At 61.3% G+C, this 21,330-nt stretch carries 13 protein-coding genes and 1 tRNA gene; 6 read left to right on the forward strand and 8 right to left on the reverse strand.

The genetic code is table 11. The features are described 5' to 3' along the window. The first annotated feature begins 6 nt into the window (after nt 1–6). The 6 genes from fabZ to proA all read left to right on the forward strand — a co-directional run bounded on the left by fabZ (nt 7) and on the right by proA (nt 8,971). Nucleotides 7–444 carry a 3-hydroxyacyl-ACP dehydratase FabZ gene (fabZ, locus tag MLD24_RS07755; protein ID WP_227175415.1) on the forward strand — a complete coding sequence of 146 codons (438 nt, stop codon included), beginning with the start codon at nt 7–9 and terminating at the stop codon, nt 442–444. Beyond that, the gene (gene lpxA / locus MLD24_RS07760; protein WP_227175416.1) at nt 444–1,235 is read left to right on the forward strand and encodes an acyl-ACP--UDP-N-acetylglucosamine O-acyltransferase; all 792 of its coding nucleotides are present in this window, start codon (nt 444–446) and stop codon (nt 1,233–1,235) included. Before fabZ ends, lpxA begins: the two co-directional genes overlap by 1 nt. Nucleotides 1,236–1,246: 11 nt before the next feature. Beyond that, complete coding sequence (gene lpxB / locus MLD24_RS07765; RefSeq protein ID WP_248165891.1) at nt 1,247–2,425, forward strand: lipid-A-disaccharide synthase; 1,179 nt, start codon at nt 1,247–1,249, stop codon at nt 2,423–2,425. Beyond that, nucleotides 2,425–3,120 carry a ribonuclease HII gene (rnhB, locus tag MLD24_RS07770; RefSeq protein ID WP_248165893.1) on the forward strand — a complete coding sequence of 232 codons (696 nt, stop codon included), beginning with the start codon at nt 2,425–2,427 and terminating at the stop codon, nt 3,118–3,120. Before lpxB ends, rnhB begins: the two co-directional genes overlap by 1 nt. A gap of 68 nt (nt 3,121–3,188) precedes the next feature. Further along, nucleotides 3,189–3,265 (forward strand) — tRNA-Met (locus tag MLD24_RS07775). A gap of 438 nt (nt 3,266–3,703) precedes the next feature. Continuing rightward, entirely contained in the window at nt 3,704–8,971 is a 5,268-nt protein-coding gene (gene proA, locus MLD24_RS07780; protein ID WP_248165895.1) for an anti-phage protein ProA, read from the forward strand. 46 nt (nt 8,972–9,017) lie between these two features. On the opposite strand, the gene MLD24_RS07785 is transcribed toward proA, so the two are convergent. The 8 genes from MLD24_RS07785 to MLD24_RS07820 all read right to left on the reverse strand — a co-directional run bounded on the left by MLD24_RS07785 (nt 9,018) and on the right by MLD24_RS07820 (nt 21,237). Continuing rightward, nucleotides 9,018–10,160 carry a Wadjet anti-phage system protein JetD domain-containing protein gene (locus MLD24_RS07785; protein WP_248165903.1) on the reverse strand — a complete coding sequence of 381 codons (1,143 nt, stop codon included), beginning with the start codon at nt 10,158–10,160 and terminating at the stop codon, nt 9,018–9,020. Continuing rightward, nucleotides 10,144–13,467 (reverse strand): ATP-binding protein, encoded by a 3,324-nt coding sequence (locus MLD24_RS07790; protein ID WP_248165905.1) that lies wholly within the window; start codon nt 13,465–13,467, stop codon nt 10,144–10,146. The genes MLD24_RS07785 and MLD24_RS07790 overlap by 17 nt, the downstream gene beginning before the upstream one ends. After that, nucleotides 13,464–14,201 carry a DUF4194 domain-containing protein gene (locus tag MLD24_RS07795; protein WP_248165907.1) on the reverse strand — a complete coding sequence of 246 codons (738 nt, stop codon included), beginning with the start codon at nt 14,199–14,201 and terminating at the stop codon, nt 13,464–13,466. Before MLD24_RS07795 ends, MLD24_RS07790 begins: the two co-directional genes overlap by 4 nt. A gap of 6 nt (nt 14,202–14,207) precedes the next feature. Further along, the gene (locus tag MLD24_RS07800) at nt 14,208–15,704 is read right to left on the reverse strand and encodes a DUF3375 domain-containing protein (protein WP_248165909.1); all 1,497 of its coding nucleotides are present in this window, start codon (nt 15,702–15,704) and stop codon (nt 14,208–14,210) included. A 224-nt stretch (nt 15,705–15,928) separates the two neighbouring features. Beyond that, nucleotides 15,929–17,467 (reverse strand): amidase, encoded by a 1,539-nt coding sequence (locus MLD24_RS07805; RefSeq protein WP_248165911.1) that lies wholly within the window; start codon nt 17,465–17,467, stop codon nt 15,929–15,931. A 60-nt stretch (nt 17,468–17,527) separates the two neighbouring features. Further along, the gene (locus MLD24_RS07810; protein WP_248165913.1) at nt 17,528–18,571 is read right to left on the reverse strand and encodes a hypothetical protein; all 1,044 of its coding nucleotides are present in this window, start codon (nt 18,569–18,571) and stop codon (nt 17,528–17,530) included. A 140-nt stretch (nt 18,572–18,711) separates the two neighbouring features. Then, nucleotides 18,712–19,920 (reverse strand): acyl-CoA dehydrogenase family protein, encoded by a 1,209-nt coding sequence (locus MLD24_RS07815; RefSeq protein ID WP_248165915.1) that lies wholly within the window; start codon nt 19,918–19,920, stop codon nt 18,712–18,714. A gap of 12 nt (nt 19,921–19,932) precedes the next feature. Next, entirely contained in the window at nt 19,933–21,237 is a 1,305-nt protein-coding gene (locus MLD24_RS07820; RefSeq protein ID WP_248165918.1) for an acyl-CoA dehydrogenase family protein, read from the reverse strand. Nucleotides 21,238–21,330 lie beyond the last annotated feature (93 nt).

The raw sequence follows: 21,330 nt of genomic DNA on the forward strand, positions 1-21,330 counted from the left end.
ATCCTGATGATGCACATTAAAGAGATCATGGAGTTCCTTCCACATCGCTATCCGTTCCTGCTGGTGGATCGCGTGCTTGAAGTTGAGAAGGGCAAATCGATCGTTGGTTACAAGAACGTCTCCATCAACGAGCCGTTCTTTACCGGGCACTTTCCCAACAACCCCATCATGCCCGGTGTTCTGATCGTCGAGGCGATGGCGCAACTGTCGGGAATTCTTGGTTTTGTGACCGTTGACAAAAAGCCATCTGACGGCGTGGTACACTACCTCGCTGGCTCCAGCAAGGTCCGCTTCAAGCGGCCGGTGGTGCCAGGGGATCAGTTGCGGATGGAGTCGCAGTTTATATCCGGTAAACATGGAATCTGGAAATTTGACTGCCGTGCGCTGGTTGATGGTGAAGTCGCCTGTGTCGCGGAGGTCATGACCGCTGAGAGAGACGTTTGATGGCGACAAATGATTGGTCGGGAGTACATCCTCAGGCGATTGTAGACCCTTCCGCGAAACTGGCTGACGGTGTCACCGTCGGCCCCTGGAGTTACATCGGCCCCGATGTGGAAATTGGTGAAGGTACCGAGGTGCTTTCGCACGTGGTTATCAAGGGGCCAACGAAGATCGGGCGTAACAACCGCATCTTCCAGTTCTCCAGTATTGGCGAGGAGTGTCAGGACAAGAAGTACGCCGGCGAGCCCACCACTCTGACCATCGGTGACAACAACGTTATTCGTGAGAACTGCACCATCCACCGCGGTACGGTCCAGGATCAGGGGCGTACCGAGATCGGCAGCGACAACCTGCTGATGGCGTATGTGCATGTGGCTCACGACTGTGTGGTCGGCAGCCATACCATCCTCGCCAACTGTGCCACCCTGGCCGGCCACGTCCGGGTTGGTGACTGGGCGATTCTCGGTGGCGGCACTATGGTTCACCAGTTCTGTCGCATTGGCCCCCACAGCATGAGTGCCGGCGGCAGTATCGTGCTCAAGGACATTCCCGCGTACGTCATGGCCAGTGGCCAGTCCGCCCAGCCCCATGGCCTGAATGCCGAGGGACTCAAGCGCCGTGGTTTCGACAAGGACGTGCTGACGGTCCTGAAGCGGGCGTACAAGGTGATCTACCGTCAGGGACTGACCACCGAACAGGCCCTGGAAGAACTGGAAAGCCAGTACAGCGATGTCGATGCTGTACACCCTCTGATTGAATCCCTGCGTGGTGCTCAGCGCGGCATCATCCGGTAGTGTCCTCCTCCATGCTCCCCCTGGCCCCGTGCGTTGATGGCAAGCGCCCGCTGACGTTTGGTATTGTTGCCGGCGAAGCCTCCGGCGACATTCTTGGGGCCGGGCTGATTCGGGCCCTGCGCGCCCGCTACCCCCAGGCCCGTTTTGTCGGCATTGGTGGCGATGAAATGGTGGCCGAAGGCTTCCATTCACTGCTGCCGATGGAGCGCCTGTCCGTTATGGGGCTGGTGGAAGTGCTGGGACGATTGCGGGAGCTGCTCAGCATTCGTGACCGGCTGCTGGACTATTTCCTCACCACGCCACCGGATGTGGTGATTGGCATCGACTCCCCGGATTTTACCCTGCGTATTGAGCGTCGCTGTCGCGACGCCGGCATTCCCACGGTTCACTATGTCAGCCCGTCGGTCTGGGCCTGGCGCCAGAAGCGGATCTTCAAGATCGCCAAGGCGGTGGACCTGATGCTGACCCTGTTCCCGTTTGAGGCGCGCTTTTACGAGGAGCACCAGGTGCCGGTGGCCTTTGTTGGCCATCCACTGGCTGACCGGATTCCGCTGGAAACCGATACCCGGGGCGCCCGGGTGGCTTTGGGGCTGGACCCGGCGTTGCCGGTGCTGGCAATTCTGCCCGGCAGCCGCGGCGGTGAAGTGGAGCGCCTGGGCAACCTGTTCCTGTCGGCTGCGCATTGGCTGCAGCAGCAGCGGCGGGATATTCAACTGGTGATTCCCTGCGTCAATCGCGACCGCGAGCAGCAGGTGACGGCATTGGTGGCGGCGCTGGACGTGCAGTTGCCGGTCACCATTGTGCGCGGCCGTTCCCGGGAGGTGATGGCGGCGGCGGATGTGGTGCTGCTGGCATCGGGCACAGCGACCCTGGAAGCCATGCTGCTGAAAAAGCCGATGGTGGTGGGCTATCGCCTCAGCAACCTGAGCTACGCTCTGGTCTCGCGGTTGGTGAAGGTGCCTTATGTGGCTCTGCCCAATCTGCTGGCGCGGGAGCCCTTGGTGCCGGAGCTGTTGCAGGACGACGCCACACCGGAGGCCCTCGGTGCTGCCGTGCTGGAGCGGCTGGAAAACGACACCGAACGGGAGCGTTTGACGACTGCGTTCACCGACCTGCATCACCAGCTCCGCCGCTCCGCCGATGAACGGGCGGCATCGGCAATCGTGGAGCTTTTGGAGAATCGACGCTGATGGCCAGAACCGAACTGCCGCCGTTTGTTTGTAGCTACGCCGGAGATCGTCTCGCCGGTGTTGACGAAGTCGGGCGCGGACCGCTGGCAGGGCCGGTGGTGACCGCCGCCGTGATTCTCGATCCGACCCGCCCGGTGCCTGGCCTGGCAGACTCGAAGAAGCTCACCGAGAAACGGCGTGAACGGCTGTTCGAGCAGATCCAGGAGCAGGCGCTGGCCTGGAGTGTGGGCCGCTGCGAAGTGGAGGAGATCGATCGCCTCAATATCTACCAGGCGACGATGCTGGCCATGGAGCGTGCCGTGGCGGGGCTGCCAATGGCTCCGGAATATGTACTGGTGGATGGCAATCGGTGTCCGCGCTGGTCCTGGCCGTCAGAGCCGGTCGTCAAAGGCGATGGCCGGGTAGCGTGCATCAGCGCTGCCTCAATCATTGCCAAGGTGGTCCGGGACCGGGAAATGGTGGCTCTGGATGCCCAGTACCCGGGCTATGGGCTGGCCGGCCACAAGGGTTATCCGACCGCAGCTCACCTGCAGGCCCTGGAGGATCTGGGGCTAACACCGATCCATCGACGCTCGTTCCGTCCTGTGCAATCGGCGCTGGAACGGGTGGGTGAGAACCGGACCGGCACCCAGCAGGACCCCGCCAAAAGCGAGTCGCTGGACTACCCAACCGATTTATTTCCAGAAAGCGTTTGACAGCCCCCAGTGTAATCCTTAATATACGCGCCACGTTGATCGGGACAGCCGGTTAACAACCAGTTTGATGCGGGGTGGAGCAGTCTGGTAGCTCGTCGGGCTCATAACCCGAAGGTCGTTGGTTCGAATCCAGCCCCCGCTACCAATACAGAAAAAAGCCGGTCGATGACCGGCTTTTTTCGTTTTAGCCAAAGGGCTTTTGAGTCAGTGTTCTTATTTGTGCTGCGCCCTTTAAGATCGCTGATGATTCCGCGTTACCCTATTTGAAAGGCAGACCAGTCAAACTGGCCTGCCTTTTTTGTTTGCGCGAGAAAAACGTGAGATGCCTTGCCGGTGCTTCTGATTGCATGGCCAGGGAGCCTCTCGGTGAAACGTTGTTGAAAGGCTTTCCGTTCCTCCCAAGCAATGTCACCGTTAGGCTGGCGAGGGCCGTCGCAAGTCAAATCGGTAGTAAGCTGTTAGCGTATTTGGGTGACGTGTCAGCGTGTAACGTTGGAGCGCTACTGCAAATCTTGAGATGCTCTTGTTAATAGCCGATTGGCCTCCAATACAGATCGGCGCAATTCACTGTGAGGGAACGGATATGTCTGACAGGGACGCGTTAACACTGAAAATCCACACCACCCTGGTGGAAAAGATCAACTTCGCCTGCCACCAGAGCGCGTTTGCCGTGCTGCGGGAATTGCAGGTCGAGAATCTGGATGAAGCGCAGGATCTGTCGGACCTGACGGTGACGTTGGCGGCATCCCCGGCGTTTGTGAAAACCAAGACCTGGACTGTGGATCGGCTCGCGGCAGGTGGTCTGCTGGCCATGAAGGATCGGGATCTGGAGCTGGATGGCGGGTTCCTGCATGGGCTGACGGAATCCATGCGAGGCACGGTAACGATTCGGGTCAGCCAGGCGGAGCAGTGCCTGGCCGAGGTGGCGATTCCGGTGGAGTTGCTCGCCTGCAACGAGTGGGGCGGTGCGGCCTACATTCCGGAACTGCTGGCCGCCTTCTGCACCCCGAATGATCCGGCGGTGGACCGCTTGCTGGGGCAGGCCAGCCAGCTTCTGCGCTCGGCGGGCAAATCGGGCAGTATCAACGGCTACGATTCCGGCAGTCGTGAGCAGGTGTGGTTGATGGCGTCGGCCATTTATTCCGCCATCGTGAAAATGCAGGTGGGCTATGCGCTGCCGCCAGCCAGTTTCGAGAACAATGGCCAGAAGATTCGTCTGCCCAGCCAGATCGAGAGCTCGAAGGTGGCTACCTGCCTGGACACCACCCTGCTGTTTGCGGCGGCACTGGAGCAGGCCCAACTGAACCCGCTGGTGATTTTGACCCGCGGCCACGCCCTGGTGGGGCTGTGGCTGGACAAGGAGGACCTTGCCAGCGTGGTGGTCGATGACGCAGAAACCCTGCGCCAGCGCATTCCGCTGAAAGAGCTGATCCTGATCGAGACCACCTGCCTGACCAATCACCCTGCGCCGCCGTTCTCCCAGGCAGTAAAGGAGGGCAACAAGCAGGTGGCGCTGGACAAGGATGGCGAGTTTGTCGCCGCCATCGACATCCGCCGGGCGCGGGCACATCGCATCAACCCCATCAGCCTGACAACCGGGATCGCCGGGGGTGCCGGGGTTGCCGAAACCGGCGATGCGACAGAGGGTATCGAACCCGGGCTGGAAGAGGCGCCAGTGGATCTGCCGTCGGCAACCGTGCATGTGGAAGCGGATCTGCCGGACGATACGCCGGGCGGTCGCCTGGAGCGCTGGCAGCGCAAGTTGCTGGATTTGTCCGCGCGCAACCCGCTGTTGAATCAAAAGCCCAGCAAAAGCAATCTGACGCTGGTGTGCGCTGACCCGGGGGCATTGGAAGACGTGCTGGCCACTGGGGCTCGGATATCCATTGCACCATTCCCTCAGTTAAAGACCCAGGATCAGGACCAGGAGATCCATCGCCAGCGTACCGGCGAAGAGCTGAAAGAAGTCTATGCCCGTGATGCGCTGGCCAAGAAACAGGTATTGGTGGAGCTGACTCAGGAGGAGCTGGACAAAAGGGCCGTGGAAATCTACCGCAAGGCCCAGACGTCGCTGAAGGAAGGGGGCTCCAATACCCTGTTTCTGGCGGTGGGCTTTCTGCTGTGGAAGCCCAGGGACAAGGGCGATCGCCGCTACCGTGCGCCGCTGATCCTGTTGCCGGTTTCCCTGGAGCGCAAGTCGGTGCGCAGTGGCGTGAAGATGGTGGCCAATGACGATGAGCCCCGCTTCAACACCACCTTGCTGGAGTTGCTGAAGAAAGACTTCGGTATCGAGATCCATGGCCTCAGTGGCGCCTTGCCGGAAGACGAAAGCGGTGTGGACGTGGCCGGGATCTGGCACCGGGTGCGCCATGCCATCAAGGAGGTTCCGGGCTTTGAAGTCATCGAAGAAACGGTCCTGGGCCACTTCTCCTTTGCCAAGTACCTGATGTGGAAGGATCTGGTGGACCGCTCCGAGGCGCTGAAACAAAGCCCGGTGGTGCGTCATCTGCTGGATACGCCTCGAGAGGCTTATGAGAGCGACATTCGTTTTGTCGATCCCAAAGAGATTGACCGGGAATACACCCCGGCGGATCTGCTGACGCCGCTACCGGCGGATTCTTCCCAGATGGCGGCCATTGCCACGGCGGATCGGGGCAAGGACTTCGTCATCATCGGCCCGCCTGGCACCGGCAAGAGCCAGACCATCGGCAACCTGATCGCGCACATGCTGGGCAAGGGCAAGAAAGTCCTGTTTGTGTCCGAGAAGACCGCCGCACTGGAGGTGGTGCATCGGCGCCTCAGGGACATTGGTCTGGGCCAGTTCTGCCTTGAGCTGCACTCCAACAAAGTTAAGAAAGCCGATGTGCTGGATCAGCTGCGAAGTTCCTGGAACAGCGCCTCTGGGGCTGTGGTGGGTGACTGGAAGGCGGAGGCCGAACGGCTGAAGGCGGTGCGGGATCGACTGAACCGGTTGGTGAATGCGTTGCATCAACCCCACCGAAATGGTCTTACGCCGCACTATGCCATGGGCGTGAAGGTTCGTGATGCCGATCTGGCCGCCAGGGTGAAGCTGAGTTGGCCGAACGCGGCCTATCACGATGAGGCTCAACTGCAGAAACTGCGTGAAGTGGCCGCATTGCTGGCGGTGCAGGCCGGGGCGGTCGGTGATCTGGTCGACCACCCGCTGGCGCTGGTCAGCAATTTTGACTGGCGCCCCCAGTGGGAAGACGAGGTGGTGGCAGCCGCCCGCAGCCTGAAAGCCAGCGGGGCAAGGCTCACGGAGGCACAGGCATCGCTGGAGCAGGCGTTGGGCATCAGCCCGGGCGTGGTGAACCTGCCCAGGCTGGCGGCCATGGCGGAGTGCGGCCAGGTATTGCTGGACGCTTACCGTCAGCATGCGTCTTTTGCGCTGGAGCCGGATGGCGCGGACCGGCTGGAGGCCTTGGAAGAGGCCGTCGTTCAACTGAAAACCTACATCGAGACCCAGGCGAAGCTGAGCTGCCCCTATGAGGCCCTGGCCTGGCAAACCCTGGATGCCGCGGTGCTGGAACCGGCCTGGACAGAGGCCAATGACACCTGGTGGCCCAGGAGTTGGTTTGCAAAGCGCAAAGTGGTCAAGCAAATGCGTGAGGGCGGTGCGCAGGGCGATCCGGACCCGACCAATGATATCCCGCTGTTGAAACAGCTGCGGGAGACCGGTGGCCAGATCGACCGTCTGGATGGCGTGCTGAAAGGCCTGCGGGAGTGGGACGCCTATCACTCAGACCCGGAGGCCATCGCCGCCCTGAAGACGCTGGGCTCTCGGGCGCGCGTTGCGGTGGGCAAGCTGGCGGACGACGCGCAATCTCTGGTGGCGTTGCGCGGCACAATTCGCACGCTGCTCTATGATGCCAACGACCTGCTGGCACCGGATGCGCAAGTGGGGCGGACCATCAATGACTTCAGAGCGGCGTTCGAGACCTTCACGGCCCATAAGGAAACGTTTGAAGCACTGATCGGTGGTTCTCTGAATGGCCGATTGCCGGAAGGGCGGCCAGCCCTTGAGTCGATTGCCGCACAATGCCAGGCGATCGTGGATCACCATGTCGCCTTGCGCGATTGGTGCGCCTGGGTGCGGCGCCGCACTGAGGCGCTGGATCTCCAGCTTGGCCCGCTGGTGGACGCCATTGAGAACGGAACGGTACCCGCTGACCAGGTAGAAGCGGTTTTCGAGGCGGCGTACTGCCGTTGGTGGTCGTCGGCGGTGATCGGTGAGGATGAGGTACTGCGCACCTTCTCCTCACCGGAACATGAAGCCGCCATTGAAAATTTCCGGGAGCTGGATACCAGGTTCAGTGATCTGACGGCGCAGTACATTGCCGCCAACCTGGCTGGTGAAATCCCGGATCAGGAAACCACCCGGAAGAAGTCGTCCTGGGGTGTGTTGGCCCACGAACTCCAGAAGAAAATGCGCCACAAGCCGGTTCGGGAACTGATGGAAACCATCCCGGACGTGATTACCACGCTGGCGCCGTGCCTGATGATGTCGCCGTTGTCGATTGCCCAGTTCCTCTCCGCCGGGCAGGCGCAGTTCGATGTGGTGATTTTTGATGAAGCCTCCCAGATCACCGTGTGGGATGCCGTGGGCTCGCTGGCCCGTGGCAAACAGGTGATTGTGGCCGGTGACCCGAAGCAGATGCCGCCCACCAATTTCTTCGGTCGCTCCGATGACGACCCGGATGGCGACATCGATGGAGAAGGGGATCTGGAGAGTATCCTCGATGAACTGATCGGGGCCAGTATCCCTCAGCGGGTGCTGAACCTGCATTACCGGTCCCGCCGGGAAAGCCTGATCGCCTTCTCCAACAGCCGCTATTACGACAGCTCCCTGATCACGTTCCCGGCGCCGGTGCATCCCGACAAGGGGGTGTCGCTGGTGAAACCGGAAGGCTTCTATGCACGCGGCAAGGCGCGCCATAACCAGGGCGAGGCCAAGGCCATCGTGGCGGAGATTGAGCGCCGTCTGACCTCTGATAACCCGGCGGTTCGCAGCCAGTCCATTGGCGTGGTCACGTTCAATACCGAACAGCAGAGCCTGATCGAGGATCTACTGGACAGGGCGCGAGCGGAGGATCCTGGCATCGAGTGGGCGTTCTCCGAGGATGAGCTGGAGCCGGTGTTCGTCAAGAACCTGGAAACCGTGCAGGGGGATGAGCGTGACGTGATCCTGTTCAGCATCACCTATGGTCCCGATGAAACCGGCCACGTCACCATGAATTTTGGCCCGCTCAACCGCTCGGGTGGGGAGCGCCGGCTGAACGTGGCCATGACCCGCGCCCGTTCAGAAATGGTGGTGTTCTCCACCCTGCCGCCGGAACGCATTGATCTGGCCCGCACCCAGGCTCGCGCCGTGGCAGACCTCAAACACTTCCTGGAATACGCCGAACGTGGCGCCTCTGCGCTGGGGGCTGCTGTCTATGGCTCCATGGGCGATTTCGAATCCCCCTTTGAGGTCGCGGTGGCGAGAGGCCTGCAGGACCGGGGCTGGACGGTACATCCCCAGATCGGCGTCTCCGCCTACCGCATCGACATGGGCATAGTGCACCCGGACAAACCCGGCATCTATCTGGCCGGCATCGAGTGTGATGGCGCCATGTACCACAGCTCCGCCTATGCCCGTGAGCGGGACAAGATTCGCCAGGGCGTCCTGGAGGGCCTGGGCTGGACGCTGTTCAGGGTGTGGTCCACGGACTGGTGGAGCAACAGGGATAAGGCAATGGCGGCGTTGGATGCGGCGTTGTCTGAACGTTTGGCGCTTTGCCGCGCTGAAGGTTCGGCAGCCACGGCGGGGCAGGAAGAGGTTGAGTCGTGAGCGTGGCTTGTGCGGCCTGATATGGCCTTCAAGAGTGGGCCTTCGATCAGGCGCTCCACCCCAGAACCGCCTGATGAACAAGCTCCACTGGCAGGAACTCCTGTTCCAGCCGGCCTCTTTCTGAATGTAGCAGCTGCTGGTAAAGCGCCGCCTCCTGGCAGTTCAGTCTGGAAGGGGCTTCCGCCGAAGCCGGTTGGGGTTCTTCCACGGCGCTTTGCTGCCGATACCGTTCGAAGGTTGTCTGATCCATCAACAGCGGGGTGAGGTTTGGCAGGTAGTCACGCGCGCGGCTCAGCATGGTCAGACCCCAGGTATCCAGGTCGCCCCAGTAGGCAATGGATTTCTGGCTCAGCCATGGTGCCTGCAGCCAGGAAAGATTCAGGCCGGAGCCGAGCACGGCGATGGTGTCTGGTACCGCCGGGAGCTGGTGCAGACAGCGTTCGTTTTCCACCAACAGCAGACGCTGACCGGGCAGTGAGGTCGTTTGTAGCTCGTGGGCCCGCACGCGCATCTGGGCGAAGGGCAGCAGCGTGCCGCTGAGGTCGGCTACCAGCAACCAGTGATGGCCTTCGTCCTCCGCACCCAGAAAGGCCTCGAGTCCAGTATCACTGGCTTGGCCGTCGAACAGGATGTCCAGCATCTGAGTAATCAATTGGCGGTTGCGTTCAAAGAACTTACTGTCGATGCCGGCCAGAGCAAGGGCTCGGAGCGGTTTCCCCCTTGCGCAGCCGGGCTGTAGCTGCAACGCCACCTTGCCACAGAGGATGACGTCAGACGCCGGTTTATCCATGACCAGGCTACGGCGGCGTACGATCAATGAGTGAAATCGCGGGTCCAGCGCCGAGGCCAGATGGGCGAGCGTGTCGTACTCCCTTCTAACCTCATGATTGCCGGCGGCCTGCACCCACTGGCTGGGCGATTGCAGTACCCAGAACGCAGGCACATCGATGGCTTCGCTGGTGCTCTGGAAGCGGACAGGCTGCCACTCCACCTGTCCCACGGCGACTGCGCGCCAGTGTTGCAGATGCTGGCGAACCTGGCTGACCCGATCCCGTACCTCGGCAGCGCTGGGTTTACCGATGGCAATCCTCAGTGGCCAGGTTTCGGGGGAAAGTAGACGCCGCTCCCTCAGATCGGCTGATTGCCACTGCCGGGCGAGGCGGGCCGCGATGTCATCCGGAGATTTCATGAGCTTTCCGGGTCACTTTATCCGCGTGTGCCTTGAGTTCCTCCCAACTGAGCGAGGTCAGGGTGGCCTGCAGGTTCTTACGATGTACCAGAATGGCCGAGCGGGTGTGGGCTCGTAGCAGCCGCATTTCCTTGTTTGGGGTCACGAACAGAGGGTGCAGACCGAACTCGTTCAGGGCCGAGATGATGCGCCCCGCCACAGCATGGGAGCTCTTGGAGAAGGCCTCGTCAAGCACAATGGTGCCGAACAGGGGCTGAGTGGCACCGTCTGGACACAGGGCATAGCTCAGGGATGCCGTGAGAATATAGCTGGCGATGATCTCCTTCTCGCCACCACTGCCGCCCTGGGAACCGGTGCGGGTCTCGATCACGGCGCTGGAGTCCCGATCCAGCACCGACACTTCAAACTGCAGCCGGTAACGGGGGTCCAGCAGGGCGCGGGCACCAACGGTGCGTTTGTTGTCCGCCGCATCCCGCAGCAAGGCCACCATGTTTTGCAAGGCCTTGAAATGACTCTCCCCCTGGTCGTCCTTGAGGGCATCGGCTCTGAGTTGACGCTGGGCCCGCTCGAGTGTTCTCAGGGATTCGTGGGTTACCCGGCGGGGTTCCAGGCGCAGGTATCGGCCAGGTTGAAAATCGACCCGGCGCAGGGTGGCGTTAAGGTCGGCAATCCGCTCCTCGATGATGGCCACCTGGTTCTGGATATGAGCCAGCAGTTGGGTAACCCCCTGATCGGAGGATTGGTTAAGATAGCCGAGGAAGCGCTCCAGCTTCTGGGGCAGGGCCTCTTCTTCCAGTACCCGCAGCCGTTCCAGGTACTCCGGGATGTCCCGAATGTCGCTGCCAGTCTCCGCCAGAGCGCCGGTGTCGATGGTTTGAGCTTTTTCCATCAGTTGGGTCAGGCTAAGCTCGTACCCCTGGACCTGTTTGCCCAGCTTGCCGATGGTGTTATCCAGCTGTTCCCGCTGATGTCGTTCCAGGGCGTCCAGGCGATCGTACTGATCGGCTGAAGGTTTTTTGAAATGCTGGTCTGCCAGAGTCTGTTGTTCGTCGCTGAGGCCATCGCCAAGGCGCTCCAGCAGGTCATGGCACCGTTGGGTTGCCTGGCGGCGTTTGTCCTCCAGGACGGCCAGGTCAGCCTGCTGTTTGCCCAGCTTCTTACGATGCCCCTCCAGTTGCTGATTGACGGCCTCGAATTCCCTCCGGGTGACTTCCACGTCTGAATCCGGTGCGGTCAGAGCGTCCAGCCGCTCCTGGAGTGACGCCAGTTCCTGCTGCGCGGTGGGGAGGTCGATGGTGCTGAACTCGATGTCGGCAAGCAGTTTGTAGAGGGTGATCTGATCGCGGGTCACCGTCAGCTTGGCACGGGCTTGGTTGAGCTGTGCTTCAACTGCCTCTGCTTCCTGGCGGGCGTCCGCCAGTTCGCTGTTGAGGGCGACCAGCCGGTCACGGTTGTTGAACCCGGTCATCCAGCCTTTATCGAGGCGCTGGTTGTCCCGTTTTTCAAAGTGCCCGCTTTTGCCGGACATCAGGCCCTGTCGGGTCATGCCGTGGGGGGTCTGGCGCAGCACTTCCGGTGAATCGACACAGTGCCGGTCGATGCTCGCCAGCAGCTGTTTCAGTGCTTCCCGGTGAGGGTGGTCCTTGAAGTTGAGCTTCCGGGTGAAGCCGTTCTCCATGAACTCCGCCGCGCCCTTGGGGATCTGGGCTTCCAGCAGCCGTACGTGCAGCTTGTTGTTGCGGCTATTGATCCAGTCAAGGGCAGATTGCATCGCCGCCGGCGGCACCAGCAACCGCAACCGATGACCGCCGATAGCCCTTTCGATGGCGCCCCGCCAGTCTTGTTCTTCGGCTTTGACTTCCACCAGTTCGGCGACGAAGGGCAGGCTGGCTTCCGCCAGGTTCAGGGCGTCGGCGAGCTCGGTCCGGAATTCCTGATAGCGACCGTCAATGTTGGAGTCGGGGCGGGCCTTGATGCGGTCGATTTCTGCGGTCAGTTCGGTCAGCGTTTCGCTGAGCCTGCCGTGGTGGATGCGCAGGTCCAGCAGGGACTGGTCCTGGTTCTCCTCCGCGACGGCAAGCTCTTTGAGACGTACCTCACCCTGTCGGTGGTTGGCGGCGAGGGTTTCCGGGGAAAGGGTGTCGTCCAGTTCGAGTTTCCGGGTGAGGGCCTGGTAATCCCGGGCGTGGCGCTGCCGTTCTTCCGCCCAGCGCTCTTGCTGGGCGATTTGTTCTTTCAACTGCTCAATACTGGCGCCGCCGGCCTTGAGGTAGATGTCCTTCAGGGTGTCCGCTTTGCTGGTCAGCTCCCTTTCGGTGGCAGCCAGTGTCTCGATGGTATGCCGGCCATCGTCAAGTTGTGTGTCCAGTTCCCGCGCGCGGTCGCTCCAGAGGTCATAGCCGGTTTGAGCAAACCATATTGGAAGAGTGTCTTTCAGGGTCAGTTGCTGGCCCAGCGCTTGACGGGTGTTCTGGTGTTTTTGGTAGGTATCGGCAATGGGCAACAGCGATTGATGCTGTCTGCGGGCGGTTTCCAGTTCGCTGTGAATCGCCGCCAGGTCGTCGAACTCGCTGGCGACTTCCGCGGCCCGGTCGAACGCGGATTGATCATCCAGCACCAGCTCTCGAAAGATCTCGTCGATGCTGTTGAGTTGTTTCAGGCCGGCGGCGCGATTGAGCAGAGTGAAGGCATTCTCACCTACTTCAAAGAAACGTCGTACCTGAGCCAGGTAGGCTTTCTTGCTGTCGTTGGTCTGCAGTCCCGGGTGTTGCTTGGCATGCTGTTTGAGCTCCCTCGCGCCACCTTCGTGGTGCAGTGCCAGCCAATCGTCCAGGCCTTGGTCGTCGCGTTCCGAAAACAGCCACAGGCGTTTGAGGTCACTTGCGGCCGAACTGCTGCCCTCAATCCAGAACAGGGCGGCAATGCGGATAGCCTTATCACCATTTGAGAAGCGGGCGCTGACGGCGGTGACCGTTTTGCCAGGGCGGGCGATGTGGCTGTTGTCGCCGCTGTTGTTGCCGGCCCCGGATACGCCGCGGATGTAGGAGATCAGGTCCCGGTCACTTTCGTGGCCGCCGGTGGAGGCCAGGTTGTAGCGGGGTTGATGGGTTAACAGGGTCATCAGCGCATCCACCAGCGTGGTCTTGCCGCTGCCAGTTGGACCGATGATGGCAGTGCCTTTGGGATCAATCTCCGCACAGTGACGGCCACCAAAAGGCCCCCAGTTATAAAGATCCAGGTGGGTAAGAATGTAGGCTGACGGCGGCAGCGATTCGGTTGCGAAGAGGTCGTTCTGGGACTGGCTCATACGTCATCTCCGTCCATGGTGTCAGTCTGGCCTGCGACCTTCCGGAAATGGTGCAGCAGGTTCTGCAGGTTTTCCGGATTGGCCAGGTGAGCAATGATGGGGCGGATGGTTATCTGATCGTTGGTATCAATATCCGAGACAATACCGTGGTTTCTCAGGGCATCCAGCAGGCTGCGTAGCCGTTTCTGGTCCCGGGCATCACTGCCGGTATCACCCAGATACAGTTGAAGTTGTGGTAATAATTCCTCCAGCTCCAGGGTGGCGTCACCCGCGCCCAGTCCGGCCTCCTGTTCGTGCGCTATAAAGTGCTGTCGGAGAATGGCGACCAGCAGGGACTGTTCCATGGTCAGGCGCTGGCGGCGTACCAGGGGGTGGGACCATTCGTCGGCATTGTCTTCGCCGTCCCGAAACAACTGCTCGGAGACCACCAGAAAAGCCAGACCGCGAACATCATCCACCTTTAGGCGCAGGTCGAAGGGTTCCAGAGTCCGATTGATGGCGGACGTCTGGGTAATGGCAATTTGGTACAGATTGGGCTTGCGATCAGCCTCTAAAAGTCCGTATTTCAGCAGCTCCTGGGCGGTGGCCTTGAGATGTTTGGCGGTGTATTGCTCGGTCTCGGCGGAACCGGTTTCGGCTGTCGGGTGCAGGGCGGGTGCGGTTTCCGTGGGTGCGCTGTCACCGCTTTCCGGTTCATCGGCTGGACGGGTCAGGCGGTCAAAGTAGTCGGGCATGAGGGGTTACAGCTCCCAGTCTATGGATTCTGCGTCGTTGCGGGTCAGGGTCAGGTGCGGCAGACGAAAGCGCAGTGTCTGACCGTTGCTGTCGGTGATGTCCACGGTTTCCTGCTGGTCGGAAATCGTCACCTCTGCCTCTCTGGCCATGGCCAGCCAAAGGGCAATGGACTCAAGGTCATGGGTGGGCGGCAGGTGGCTGGCGATATCGCCAATGCTCATCGGGCGGTCGGTGACGGTTAACAGCTCCACGGTGTCTTGATAGAGCGCTTCTCGGTCGAGACCGTCAAAGGCCCGCCAGAATTCCTCGTCCACATCCTCAAGATTGGCGTTCTGCTCGGACAGTTCCAGGTCCTGACTCTGCTCTTCGGTGGCGGACTTGAACCTGAGGCGTTCCATCACGGGCAGGCCGGAAACTGCAACAGCGACCGGAGGCAGGGGCGTCTCGCTCTTGCGGACCTTGTGGCTGGACCAGTCGACGCTCAGCGCGGTGTTGAGTAATCCATTGAGCAGCTCGCCTACCCGGTGGTTTTCTGCGGCCAAGCCTGTTTTCAGAAACCCCTTCACGTCCTTCTCGCTGCGGGCGCGGGCCTTGATGATGGCAGCGGATTCCTGAATGAGGCGGATCACCAGCCAGCGAAGTTCGTCTTGCTGTTGCCGGGAGAGTGCATGCTGTGTGGCGGGGTGACGCAGAATGGTGCGCAGCCGGTGTTTCATGTTCTCCAGCTCGATGGAGCGGCTGAGCTGTTCATTGAAGTTGTGGAAGACCTTGCCCTCGGCGGTCTCCAGCAGGGTGTCGTGGCCATCCAGCAGCCGGTCGACAATGTCGCCCCGGTGATGCTGATCGCTGACGATGGATTGGCGCAGTTGCCGGTCAGCCTCCCGATACGAGTCTTCCACCCGCCGGAAATCCGCCCGCAGGCTGGTGGCCAGATTGTAGACCTCGCGGATGCCTTCGGCAGCCTCTGCGCCTTTGAGCACCTCAAAGTGGCCGGCCTCGACCGCTTTGAGTTCCGCCTCCAGATCCCGGATCTTGCGCCGGATATGGTCTGCGCGGCTCTGTGCATCGGGGTTCAGCCGGGTTTCCAGGCTCTCGATTTCCCGTTGCACGGTTGCCAAGCGGGAGGCAGTCGAGGTCATGATCTTTTCGTCGAGGCCTTCCACGAAGGTCAGAGCCTTTTGCAGGGCGTCGGTGGCCATGAGCCGGCCATCGCGCTCCACAATCAGCCCCTTGCGAATCCAGGATCGAAGTTCTTTTCTGGCATCACCGGCCGGGTCCCCGGACGTGAGATCCAGGTCGTCGCTGTTCGCATGTTCCTGGAGGATATCCGCCAGCATCTGCTGGGCATCCTCCAGCAGAATCTCTTCCCGGTTCTGTTCCAGCAAGGTCTGCAGGCAGCTTAGCACCAAGGGGCCACGGTTGGCGGAAAGCAACTTCCAGGCGGGGTGTTGATGGCGAGCAACCAGGTAGGTGCGGGTTTTCAGGTGGGTTTGTCGGTCCATAGGGCTATGGGGCGTTCATTCCCTCAGTCAGCTCGATGCCTCTTTTCAGAGGTGATCTTGAATTCATCAGTGTGTTGCTATCGACACTGGCCGTGGCTGCAAAGAGGCAGTACTCCCTCGAGTTGCTCGACGTGCCCCCCGCAGCCCACTCGCAATGATATTGCATTGGAAAGCTGCTGTCTGCCGCCCCCGTCAGGACCCGGCACCCCTACACCGGTATCACCTCAATCGGCCGCCTCATCCAGCCTTTCCCGATTGTACCGTTGTGTTCCACCGACGTTGTCCTGTGCCTGAGGCGGCGTAAACCCGGCCAGCCCCTCGGCTTCCAGCAGTTCCGCAAAGCGGATGGTGGTGAGGTCTTGCCCGGGGGCGGCGATAACCTGGACTCCAAAGGGCAAGCCGGCTGCCGTCCGGCCAATGGGCACTGAGGTGGCTGGCAGACCCAGCAGCGAGGCCAGGGCGATCCAGCAGAACTGGTCCATGTAGGAGCGCTGCTGGCCGTTAACGGTGATTTGCCGTCTCACCACGGGATCACTTTGATCATGGGGAATGGCTGCGGTCGGGGTAATGGGTGTCAGCAGCACATCCACGTCCTGGAACAGGGATTCGATCTGGCTGCGCATCTGTTCCCGGTGTTCGTGGTGTATCAGCCATTGGTGCACCGGCTGGTTTACGCCACGGCCATACTGCCCGATCCCGGTGGTCATCGGTCCCAGATGGCGGAGTATTTTCTCCAGGCGACTGATCCACAGCATCTGCCGGCGTTGGGCTGGTTTCAGGGATGGACTCAGCAGGCTGCCCAGCAGGTTGAAGTAGAGTGGCAGGAGCTTGTCGAGGGACAGCAGAGGGTGATCGGCGGTGCCGATGTGGCAGGCCAGTCCTTTCAGCCGGTCGGCCAGGGTGTTGTAGCCGCCACTCAGTTCCTGACTGATGGGACAGTGGGGATCGTCAAACCACAGGCCGATCCGGCATTGGCTGAGGCTGGTAAGCGAGGCGGGCTCCATGTTCAACTGCCAGCTTCTGGCCTGATCCGGTCGTGGGCCGGCCAGGCCAGTCAGCAGTAATTCCAGGTCACGGGCACTGCGGGCCATCGGGCCTGCCACCGCCAAGTCCGGTTCAGACTGGGTGCCAGGGGGACCGGGGATATGGCCGCGCATTGAAATCAGATGACGGGAGGCCTTATGTCCGAAGACGCCACAAAAATGTGCCGGGGTTCGGATGGACCCTGCCAGGTCACTGCCCACCTCAAGAGGCGTCATCCCTGCCGCAAGGGCGGCGGCAGCCCCGCCGGATGAGCCTCCGGCGGTATGGCTGATGCCATAGGGATTGTTTGTGGTACCGAAGAGCCGGTTGTAGCTCTGCAAATCACTGGCGTAGAGTGGCACGTTGGTCTTGCCCAGAATGACGGCACCGCCTTCCAGCAGTCTGGCGATGGCGTTTGCTGCCAGGGTAGGGCGATGATGCTGCAATACCGGGGCGCCCGCGGTGCAGGCAAAACCGGGAACCTCCCAGGTATCCTTGATGGTCAGTGGCAATCCGTCCAGGGGGCCAAGGGGAGCACCTTGCTGCCGGCGCTGGTCTGAGGCCCGGGCGGCGGCCAGGGCCTGCTCCCGGTTCTGGGTGACAACGGCATTGATGACCGGGTTCTGGGTTTCGATTCGGGCCAGCAGGGCTTCGGTCAGGGCGACGCTGGTCACCTCACCCTGAGTCAGTTGTCGACTGAGTTCATGAGCGGGCAGGTAGTGCAAGGGTGCATTGTCCACGGTGGATGTCCTTATTCGTTGTTGTTGTCAATCGACAGCTGCTCTGCCGTTATTGTTGCGCTATGACTCTTTGGCGGCAGCCATTTCGGCGTTGGGCTGCTTGAGGTCCGAACGCCAGTGCTTGACCTGTACCTGGGTCTTGATGGCTTCAATAATCTCATTGATCAGCGAGATAAGCGCCTCGTTACGGACTTCCGGCGCTTCATGGTCGCCTGGTTGCGGCAGCACCACCTCAACGATGTCCTCAATAAAAGCGTGATTGGCCGACGAAGCTAGGTCTTCGAGGATCTGGTGGATTACGTTGGCGACGATGTCGCCTACCGCATCTTCCAGGGTTTCCTGGATGGTTGGGCCTACCATGGGGAGCAGGCGTAGCCGGGACAGTTCCAGGTTCTGCTTGAGAGCGTGATCCACCCGGTTCTCCAGGTAGACCCGCAGTTCTCCACGTTTGGGCATATAGCCTTCGCTGGCGGCACGGGAGACCCGGTCTGATAGCCACTCGGTCAGCATCGCCTTGCGTGGCACCAGAATGTCGTTCTGGATGCGCTCAAACAGCGGTGAGCCCAGGGTGATTTCGCTCTGCACGCCAGAGAGAACCTTGATAACGATGCGGTCCGACAGTTCCTCCAGAAAGGCTTCGTAGTAAAACGCGCAGAACTGGTACAGCCGCCACTGGGTGACATCGATAATGCGGTACTGATGCAGCCGGTAAATGATGGAGATGATTCGCAACACCCGCAGGAAGCGGAAGCTGCCCACCGGTATACAGCCCACCAGGTCGTACCAGTGAATGAACGGGTAGAAGTACCAGCGATCGTAGATCTTGGCTTTGATGGCGTAGCCCCAACGCACAAAAAACTCGGTCAGGAAGATCGCGACGAAGATCAGGTCGTAGAACAGGAAATTGGCGTGCACAGGCTTGTAAAGATCGTTGAACGCCGGCACCTGCTGGGCAAGGAACTGTTCAACGGCCGCAAAGCTGTAAATGGAGTCGAAGATGATCAGGGTCAGGTTGAGGATCAGAAGACCCAGCATCAGAAAGTCGATGATGAACCAGATCAGCTGATGGCTGGTCTTCAGGTTTTCCCGGTTGATCTTGAGCATAGAGCCGTTCGGTTGCCTCCGAGACTGCGGATTCGGGTTATGGAGAGTGATGGCGTGTGCTGGACCGTGGTGGCAAGCATCGGTCAGTGGCAAACAGGAGAGCAGGGCCGTGACCCTGCACACCGGCTCATCAGAATACCCTATTTGAGTTCCCTGGACGACTTGCCCAGCAGTCTTCTGGCAATGATAAGAAGCTGAATCTGTTGAGTTCCTTCAAAGATATCGAGAATCTTTGAGTCCCGCGCCCACTTCTCCAGCAGTTCGCTTTCGGCAAATCCCAGGTGGCTGCACAGTTCCACGCATCTGAGGGTGATTTCGTTACCGACTCGCCCAGCCTTGGCCTTGGCCATGGAGGCTTCGCAGGAATTGGGTTGACCATTGTCCGCCATCCAGGCCGCTCTCAGGGTCAGCAGCCAGGCGGCATCCAGTTCGGCTTCCAGGCGTTGCAGCTCACGCACAGCGGCATTCTGGGTCCAGCCCTGGAGGCGATAGTCCAGATCCAGGCCGGTGCCTGCCAGCAGTTCCCGGGTTCGCTCCAGCGCGGCACGACCAACGCCAACCGCCATTGCCGCCACCACGGGACGGGTGTTGTCAAAGGTCTGCATGGCGCCAGCGAACCCTTTTTCCGCTTCAATGTCCGGATTACCGAGCAGGTTTTCCCGGGGGATGCGGCAGTTGTCGAATCGCAGGGTGGCGGTATCGGAAGCGCGGATACCGAGCTTTTTCTCCAGCCGTTCCACGGTCATTCCGGGGGTGCCTTTCTCCACCACGAACGACTTGATGGCCGCGCGGCCCTGGCTTGGGTCCAGGCTGGCCCACACCACCACCGCGTTGGCGCGGTCCCCGGCAGTAACGTAGATCTTCTCGCCGTTGATGACGTAGTGGTCGCCATCGATGGTTGCGGTGGTGCGGATGGCGGCGCTGTCTGAGCCGGCACCGGGTTCGGTGATCGCCATGGCCGCCCAGGTATCGCCGAAACGGGCCAGTTGTTCGTCGTTGGCAACGGCCGCAATGGCGGCGTTACCCAGACCCTGACGCGGGATCGACAGCGCCAGCCCGACGTCGCCCCAGCACAACTCGGTCAGGCCGAGCACGGTGTTCATGTTGGTGCCATTGCGATTGCCGGTGTCACCTTTGGGGCCGGACTGGGCAAGCTTGCCGGCGCCAGCGGTGGCTTCGCCGGAGCCGGCGTTCATGCCATCCATGATGGTGGCGAACATGTCCAGTTCCCGGGGGTAGCTGTGCTCGGCCCGGTCATACTTGCGGGAGATTGGCCGGAACACCTCCCGGGCAACCTGCCGGGCCTGGTGGATGATGGGGCTGAACTTGCGGGGAATATCCAGATACATGATGCCGTCTCCTCAGGCGTGGGTGCCGCCGTAGTACACCGCGATGGACCGGAGGTCCCGATACCAGCGCTCGACCGGGTGTTCCCGGGTAAAACCGTGACCGCCGAGCAACTGCACGCCCTGGGTGCCAATCTCCACGGCTTTGTCGTTGCAGAATTGGCGGGCCAGACAGGCCTCCCGGTGCCAGCTCTGGCCGGTTTCCGCGCGGCTGGCTGCGCGCCAGGCCAGCAGTCGCATGCTGTCGGTTTCAATCGCCAGGTTGCTGATCGCAAAGGCGACGGCCTGGCGGTGGCTGATGGGTTCGCCAAAGGCTTTGCGTTCGTTGCAGTAGGGGATGATGTAATCCAGTACCGCCTGGGCGGTGCCAACCGCCAGGCCGCATCGCAGCAGGCTGCCATAGTCCAGAAAGGCGTTGTAATCGAAGTCGTCATCCCCCAACAGGGCGTCGGCCTCCAGCTGACAATCGCGGAAGGTCAGCCGGGTAAGCTGCGCCGCCCGCAGCCCCATGGCAGGCTCGCCCTGACGTTGCAGTCCGGGGGTGGTGCCGGGGACCAGAAACAGCCTGGGCTGGTGCTCCAGGGTCGCGGCGACCAGGATCAGGTCGCTGACATCACCCAATACGACGCCGCATTTCTCGCCGTCGAGGCAGTAACCGTTCCGGGTCCTGCGAGCCCGGGTTGTCAGCCGGTGGGGATCGAACATGGGGGTGGGTTCATCCACCGCGATGGTGGCAACCGCTGGCTCGGATTCGCAGAAGGCCGGCAGGAATCGTGATTGCTGCTCGCCGGTTCCCCAGTGGGTCAGTGCCTGGGCCACGCTGAACGGCGCCAGCAGGGCCATGGCCAGCGCCATGTCGCCCCAGGCCAGTTGTTCGGCGATCAGCACGCTGGTCACCGGTGATTGATGTTCGGCAACGCCGCCGAGGCTCTCGGGGATGGCGTAGAGGGGCAAGCCGAGTTCAGCGATGCTCTGGTGCAGATCGGCCGGCAGGGCGCCGGCTTCATCGGCTTCGGCGGCTGCCGGTCTGAGGGTGTCCCGGGCCAGACGCGCCAGCGTGTCGACGATCATCTGCTGGTCGTCATCCAGTCCCAGATCAAACAGCTCCGGGGTCGCTCGTTTGGACAATCGCTGGGTGGGTAGCCACTGTTTGGCGCGCCGGAACTGGCGGTTGGTCAGGTGCAGGGTCTGGAATCCGGCCCGCGTGCCGTGGAACGCGGCCTGCTCGACCGCGGGACGCAACCGCAGGCGGTCGAGCCAGTCGCTGCCAGCCAGCCGGGTCATGGCCGCCAGGGCCAGGCCGATGGGATCTCGGGTCATGGGTGGCTCCCCTTTTGTCTGCTGTTTTGTATTGTTGGTTGTTATTGGCTGTGTCTGATCATCTGGCCCGGGCGGTGCAAGACCATTGGCAGG

This window comes from Marinobacter xestospongiae (assembly GCF_023156385.1).
In the GTDB taxonomy this organism is placed as follows: Bacteria; Pseudomonadota; Gammaproteobacteria; order Pseudomonadales; family Oleiphilaceae; genus Marinobacter; species Marinobacter xestospongiae.